The sequence below is a fragment of the Bradyrhizobium sp. Crot121 genome, from assembly GCF_059512385.1.
This window is the reverse complement of the sequence record NZ_JCAMOR010000153.1, coordinates 1-7,544: the sequence shown is the minus strand read 5'-3', so window position 1 is coordinate 7,544 and position 7,544 is coordinate 1. Positions and strand designations below refer to the sequence as shown.

4 protein-coding genes and 1 pseudogene are annotated in these 7,544 nt (G+C 60.4%); 2 read left to right on the top strand and 3 right to left on the bottom strand.

The genetic code is table 11. The features are described from left to right. Positions 1-130 precede the first annotated feature (130 nt). Positions 131-517, top strand: a pseudogene (locus AC5ZGW_RS44720) (transposase); the annotation flags it as partial. Between the two features lie 352 nt (positions 518-869). After that, positions 870-2,627, top strand: a complete 1,758-nt coding sequence (locus AC5ZGW_RS44715) for a Rieske (2Fe-2S) protein (RefSeq protein WP_245475151.1) — start codon at positions 870-872, stop codon at positions 2,625-2,627. 207 nt (positions 2,628-2,834) lie between these two features. Here the strand turns inward: AC5ZGW_RS44715 and AC5ZGW_RS44710 are convergent, their stop codons facing one another. The 3 genes from AC5ZGW_RS44710 to cysD form a co-directional block, all read right to left on the bottom strand. Further along, positions 2,835-3,842: an integrase core domain-containing protein gene (locus tag AC5ZGW_RS44710; protein WP_245475152.1), complete on the bottom strand. Its 1,008-nt coding sequence runs from the start codon at positions 3,840-3,842 to the stop codon at positions 2,835-2,837. Between the two features lie 493 nt (positions 3,843-4,335). After that, positions 4,336-6,225: a sulfate adenylyltransferase subunit CysN gene (cysN, locus tag AC5ZGW_RS44705; RefSeq protein WP_130231135.1), complete on the bottom strand. Its 1,890-nt coding sequence runs from the start codon at positions 6,223-6,225 to the stop codon at positions 4,336-4,338. Next, entirely contained in the window at positions 6,225-7,124 is a 900-nt protein-coding gene (gene cysD / locus AC5ZGW_RS44700; RefSeq protein ID WP_245475153.1) for a sulfate adenylyltransferase subunit CysD, read from the bottom strand. The genes cysN and cysD overlap by 1 nt, the downstream gene beginning before the upstream one ends. Positions 7,125-7,544 lie beyond the last annotated feature (420 nt).

Here is a 7,544-nt window from a genome sequence, read left to right as displayed (position 1 = left end):
GCTCGCAGTCGATGGGTTAAGACTGAAGAAGGTCACGGGGACCCTCAGCTTGCGTTAGTGACCGCATCAGTTCCCCCAGTTCCCTCCTCGGGCCCGCGCCGCTCTTCCTCCCTCCGCGCTGATCGCCATGAAAGCCTGGCTCATTGGCGAGCAACGCGCCTCGGGAGAGAAGAAATACTATCTCGCCAATCTTCCGGCGGCGACGGATCTGCGCACGCTGGCAGCCACCATCAAGGCACGGTGGATTTGTGAGCAAGCGCATCAGCAGTTGAAGGAGGAGCTCGGACTTGATCACTTCGAAGGGCGATCATAGCAGGGTCTTCATCGCCACGCCCTGATGACAATGATCGCCTACACCTTCCTGCAACATCGTCGCCTCGCACACGCGGGGCGGAAAAAAAAGAATCAACGGGCCTCCGCCTCAACCAACCATGCCCGCCGTACGTCACGCCATCGTCGATCTCATCCTTCGGCCACCGTCTCAGCAGTGTCCATATTGCCGAAAGCAAATCCTTGAAAAACAGTGGCGAAAACACTTTCTGCCAAAGTAGTGCTAGCGCTGGTTGGATCGGCAGGCGATTTCGGCCGGCGGTGCGACGATGGCTGCGCGCAGTTTGACCAGCCACGCAGTGCTTGTCCCTGCGTTTGCCGCTTGTCATCGCGACGCTTGTGTCGAAACTGCCGAACGCGATCGAACTGAACATCAGTTCTGTACGGCTGGATAATCCAGTGCGGTTCCTTTCGCGCAGTCCTTAAACCACGGCCTCCTCTCGCCTTTGCGCGAGAGGAGGCCTATGTTGTCGAGTACCTGCAGCAGCCCCGAAGCGACAATGGGAGGTATGCTCATGGACGCGCCCAGCAAGGAATTTGTGCTGGCGGGCAGCCTTGAGGAGCTGAAGATCAAGGGGCGGCTCGTTGTGCACGGTGCCCATCGTCCGATCCTCGTCATCTACGACCGCGGGCGCGTCTTCGCCCTCGACAATCGGTGCCCGCACATGGGCTTCCCGCTCGACCGCGGCAGCCTCGAGGACGGCATCTTGACCTGTCACTGGCACCACGCCCGCTTCGATCTCGAAAGCGGCTGCACCTTCGACCTGTGGGCGGACGACGTGCCGATCTGCGCGGTCGAGGTACGTAATGGTGACGTCTGGGTGAAGACCGCGTTCACGCAGGCCGATCCCGTCGCGCACTGGCATCAGCGGCTTGCGAACGGCCTCGCCCACGACCTCGGCCTCATCATTGCCAAGGCCATCCATGGTCAGCTCGCGGCCGGCGTACCGCAGGGCGAAATCGTCCGGCAGGTGGCGCTGTTCGGGGCGCAAAATCGCGACGGCTGGAGCGTGGGTCTTACGATCCTTACGGCACTCGCTAATCTTCTGCCTGTGCTGCCGGAGGAGGAAGCCTATCTCGCTCTCTTCCACGGCGCGCGCCGCGTGGCGGCGGACTGCAACGGCGAGGCGCCGCGGCGGGACCGCGCGCCGCTTGGAAGCCGGCCGGATCCGGCCGCGCTCAAACGCTGGCTGCGGCGTTGGACAACCGTGCGCCATTGCGAGGCGGCCGAACGCACCCTGCTTACGGCGATTGCGGCCGGCTTCTCCCCGGCTGAACTCGCTGATGCGCTGTTCGCCGCCGCGACCGAGCGGGCTTTCGCCGACACCGGGCACTCGCTCGACTTCATCAACAAGGCGTTCGAGTGCCTCGACCTGGTCGGCTGGCAACACGCGGCGGCTCTGCTGCCAACTGTCGCCGGTCAGATGGTAGCGGCTCGTGGCGCCGAGGAATCGACGGCCTGGCGCCAGCCCGTTGACCTTGTTGCGTTGTGTGAGGAATCAACCAGCAAACTCGCAAACCTGTTCGCTGCCGGACGCGGCGCGCGTGACTGGTCGGACCACGCCGCACTTGCTCAAGAGCTGCTCGGTGACGATCCGGCCAGGATCGTTGACGCGCTCAAGGCGGCGATCCGCGCCGGTGCCGCTCCTGCTGACCTTGGCCAATCCCTCGCGTACGCGGCATCACTCAGGGTGGCGCGTTTCGGCACTGCCAACGAGCACGCCGACTGGGAGACGGCGCATCACGTCTTCACCTACGCCAACGCAGTCCACCAGATGCTGACGCGCATCGGGACTGCCAACATCGACACTCACGTCACGGCCGTTCGCGGCGTATTGCACGGAGCGATGGCGCTCTACCTTGCTCGCTATCTCAATGTGCCGCCGGCGCGCATCCGGGGCGACGGCGGCGAGCAGCTCGATGCTCTGCCCGCGGATCCAGAGACGATCGGCGCCGCCTTGCTCGACGCCTTCGACCGGCAGCGACAGGTCGATCTCGCCGCGAGCCTGGTGGCACGGCATCTCACGCTCGGCCATTCGCCGCAGGCACTGATCGCCACGCTCGCGCATGCGGTGCTGCGCGAAGATGCAGGCTTCCATACGTATCAGATGCTGGAGGCCGGGGTCCGGCAATTCGGCGCGTGGGGCGACACGGACGAGGGCCGGCACATCCTCATCGCGGTTGCCCGCTATGTGGCGGCCCATTCACCGACCGAACGCGCGGCCCTGCAGACCGCCGACATCGCCCGCCGCCTGATGCGGGGTGGCGAGCTGCATCAAGAGGCTGGATCGTTCTGACGTTAAGCGCTGGGGGCACGAAGGGCGATCTGAACTGACAAAAGCCTGCGTCGGCGAACCGAGACGCGCTTCCAATGACCATTTTCGCGTTGCCTCTGCTTGGCGAATGAGTCTGACGCTCGGATCAGGTCCCGGACAGAACCGCAACATCGCGGCACGACACGGATTTCTCGTTTTTCGGTGATGCGATGCTATGCCTACCGCAAATCAAGTCCGGGCATATTGGTGGTGCAGTCCGCCCAGAATCGGGCGACAGAGAATGCGTCCAACTGTCGCGGCGCCGCGTGAAATCGGCGCGTCTTTATGCAACGACAAATGGGTGCGCGTGCCGTTGTAATAGTTCATGTACGAGAGCAGCACGTGACGCAGATGGCGCTCTCCGAACACCACGACATGATCAATGCATTCCCGGCGGATTGAACCGATCAGCCGTTCTGCACAAGCGTTTTGCCAAGGTGAGCGAGGAGACGTCGGACGGTCTCGAATCCCGATGGATCGAACCCGGCGCAGGAATATCTTTCCGTAGGCGCCGTCGCGGTCCCGGATCAGGTAACGAGGGATTTGCTCCCAGCCACACGCCTCCGTCAGTTGATTGGCGATCCATTCGGCCGTTGGGTGCGCGGTCACTCCAAGCCACAGGATCTGCCGCCGACCATGGCCCATGATCAGCAATCCATAGAGCAACCGGAACGAGATCGTCGGCACCACGAAAAGGTCCATCGCCGCGATCCCGTCAGCATGGTTGCGAAGGAACGTCTTCCATCCCTGCGAGGGGGGTCCCCTCCTCCGTGCCATGTACTTGGCGACGCTGGTCTGGCCGACATCGATGCCGAGCTTGAGAAGCTCGCCATGGAGTCTCGGTGCTCCCCACAATGGATTGGCGAGGCTCATCTCGCGGATCAGACGGCGAATCTCCAACGATACCGTTGGTCGACCGCAACAGTGGCGCGATTTCCTGCGCCAATACAGCCTAAAACCGGCGCGGTGCCAGCGGATCACGGTATCGGGTCGGACAATTGCAAGTGTATCATACATCTTGGGAAACAGCCGGCAGATACCTCCCAATATCAGCCGGTCAATCGACGCAAATCGAAGTCTCTTGGGATTGCCGCGCCGCAGCACATTGATTTGCTGCCTCAGCACCAAAATCTCCGCCTCGAGCATTGCGCGCGACCGCAGCAGATCGATCACTGTCCCGACGATCAGTTTGCACAAATCAAACATCGAGCAGCAGCATCGCCCGATTCTCGATCAACTGCCAGCGGATTGGATTTGCGGTAGGGACAGCCCTTGTACTTGTCCGCTGGTTTCTCGGTATTCGACAAACGATATGAGGAGGTCATGGACTAGTGAGCGGAGCTCGCGGTCGGCTTACATGGGGGGCGACCCCATCGCTGAGAAAAGCAACATCCAAGCATGCCATCACGAGTAGCAAGTTGGCCTGATTTGGCTGAGGGGCGTTCGCGCAGGGCTGTCGCTCCGGCGATCAGCACGAAATTCGAGGCTCGACACCGACAACGCCGACGGCACTACGATGGTTGCCGCTAGTATGAAATCAGGCGGGATGTGGAGCCCTATATCGACCATCTGTGAAGCGTTGCTTTGGGCCTTACGGCAAGCTCTGCCGATAGAACCCTTCTTTTATAGTGCAAGTTGCGGGAGCTAACCGGCTCGAGTGTTTCGGCAAGGACGGCAAATTTGGCAAACGCTAGCGGCCGCGGACGATTGCGCGGGCCATCAATAGATCGACAACGGCTTGCGCTAGGTGTTCGGGCTTCTGCCCCATGGTCTTGAGATGAATTTCGGGTCTTATTGGCGTTTCGTAGGGCGCATCGACGCCGGTGAAGTTCTTGATCTTGCCGGAGTTCGCCTTTGCATAGAGACCTTTGGGATCGCGCCGCGCGCATTCTTCGATTGGCGTGTCCACAAAAACTTCAATGAACTCATCCTCAGCAACCAGGTTGCGTACCATATCTCGCTCGGACCTGTAGGGCGAGATGAATGAGCAAATCACGATCAAACCGCTATCGGCCATCAACTTGGCGAGTTCGCCCACACGCCGAATATTTTCAACACGGTCGGCCTCGGTGAAGCCGAGGTCCCCATTTAATCCGTGCCGCACGTTGTCGCCGTCCAGCAGCATCGTGTGGCGCGACATTGCGAACAACTTCTGATCGACGACGTTGGCAATTGTCGATTTGCCCGCGCCGGACAGGCCGGTGAACCAGATGATGCAAGGCTTTTGATCCTTGAGCGCCGCCCGCTCTCTCTTACCCACTGAAATCGGTTGCCACGCGATATTGCTAGCCCGCCGTAGCGGAAACGCGATCATGCCGGCGCCGACCGTGCGGTGGGTGTAACGGTCGATGAGGATGAATGAACCGGTCTTGCGATTGACCTCGTAAGCATCGAAAGCCGTGGGCGTTGCGGTCGCAAGATTGCAGAATCCGATCTCGTTGAGGCTAAGCGTCTTGGCTGCCAGGTGCTCACGTGTGTTGACGTCGATCCGATACTTGATTGTAGTAATACGACCGGCGGCCACAGTCTGTGTTCCAATGCGAAGGATGTAGTTGCGTCCAGCAACGAGCGGGTCATTGTCCATCCAGATCAGATGAGCGGCGAATTGATCGGCGACCTCCGGCCGCTCAGCCGGACGGGCGAGAAGATCGCCACGGCTGATATCAATCTCATCTTCGACGACAATGGTGACGGCATCGCCGGCCTCAGCGCGAGGAAGATCGCCGTCCTGGGTGACGATGCGCTTGACGCGTGTAGTCCGTCCAGACGCTGCGACAACGATCTCATCTCCTGCCGTGATGCTCGCGGAAGCCACCGTCCCGGCATAGCCGCGGAAGTCCAGGTTGGGCCGATTCACGCACTGGACTGGAAAGCGGAAAGCCTGGCTTCCAGTGTCGGACTGGATATCGATGCTCTCCAAATGATCGAGCAGGCAAGGCCCCTGGTACCACTGGGTCTTGCCGGAGCGGTTGATGACGTTGTCGCCGTACCGGGCGGAGATCGGGATCGGAACGATCGACGTGAAGCCAAGACCGGCAGCAAAGGCCACATACTCACCGACGATCCGGTCAAAACTCTCCTTCTTGTAGTTGACGAGGTCGATTTTGTTCACTGCCAGGACGACATGACGAATACCGAGCAGCGAACAGATGAAGGAGTGACGCTTGGTCTGAACCAGCACACCCTTGCGGGCATCGATCAGGATGATGGCGAGCTGGGCGTTCGAGGCGCCGGTTGCCATATTACGCGTGTACTGCTCGTGGCCGGGCGTGTCGGCCACCATGAACGAGCGGCGCCGGGTGGTAAAGAAGCGGTAAGCCACGTCAATCGTGATGCCCTGCTCCCGTTCGGCCTCAAGCCCGTCGACTACCAGCGCAAAGTCGATTTCATTGCCGTTGGTGCCGTGCTTGGCGCTGTCGCGTGCCAGCGCCATCAGCTGATCCTCGTAAATCATCTTGGTGTCATGCAGCAGCCGGCCGATCAGCGTCGACTTGCCGTCGTCGACCGAACCGCAGGTGATGAATCGCAGTTGGTCCTTCGTTCCGGCCTGGACCAGCTCGGCTGTCGCTTTGGAAGCCATCAGAAGTAACCTTCCCGCTTCTTCTTCTCCATCGAAGCGGCTTCATCGGTATCGATCAAGCGTCCCTGGCGCTCAGATACCCTCGCGGTCTGCATTTCCGCGACGATGTCCTCGATCGTGGTCGCGTCGGAGTCGATAGCCCCGCTCAAGGGATAGCATCCCAGCGTGCGGAAACGTATCATCCGCATCTCCGGCCTCTCGTTCGACTGAAGCGGTAATCGCTTGTCGTCGACCATGATCATTGCGCCGCTCCGCCGGACGACGGGCCTTTGCTTTGCGAAATAGAGCGGGACGACCGGGATCTTCTCGAGCATGATGTATTCCCAGACGTCGAGCTCAGTCCAGTTCGACATTGCGAACACACGCATGGTTTCGCCCTGGCGGATTCGGGTGTTGAAGAGATTCCAGAGCTCCGGTCGCTGGTTGCGTGGGTCCCACACGTGTCCGGCCGAACGGAAGGAGAATATCCGTTCTTTTGCGCGGCTCTTTTCCTCGTCACGTCGTGCTCCACCAAACGCGGCATCGAACTGATAGAGATCAAGCGCTTGCTTTAAGCCATCGGTCTTCATCACCTGCGTATGAAGAGCCGAGCCGGAATCGATCGGGTTGATCCCGCGCTCGATGCCTTCCTTGTTCACGTGGACGATCAAGTCGACGCCGAGGCGCTTGGCTGTCTCATCGCGGAAGGTGATCATCTCGCGAAACTTCCAGCCCGTGTCGACGTGAAGCAGGGGGAACGGCAACTTTGCCGGATAGAACGCCTTGATGGCGACGTGCAGCATGACGCTCGAGTCTTTTCCGATCGAATAGAGCATGACCGGCCTTTTGAACTCGGCGACAACCTCACGCATGATTTCGATCGATTCAGCTTCGAGGCGACGCAGATGTTTAGGCAGCACGTGGTTCTTCTTTGATGCAGGATGTCTGTCGTTAGCTGGCGTTTTGACGCAGCGAATTGCGCCCCAAGGCGACAAAGCCATCGTTGCGGAACTCGGGCTTGCCATAGCGCATGTCCTGTCCATCCGGTCCAACAACCTGGCCAGCCGCGAGCAGGACCGCATGCCGGGCATGCCGTATCCCGCGTCGTGCCAGCCCAGGTGTAGACACCCGCCTCGCCTTGCGCAATCAAACAGAGGTTTAGTGACGATCCCGGGGTTCCTTAAACCCCACCTCGTTCTAGATCGCACCATCGCTGCCCGGGCAGGGCTAAAGGGAGCGCATTTGGCAATCACCACTTATCTGGTCGACCGTGAAGAACCCGGATTTCAGCTTGGGAGGAGCTGAAGTCGGCGGATGAGCTGGACGAGGATTTGGCGCAG

Coding starts and splice junctions, on each gene's coding strand:
- cysN (WP_130231135.1), bottom strand. CDS start 6,225: ATGGCTTCCAAAGCGACAGCCGAGCTGGTCCAGGCCGGAACGAAGGAC.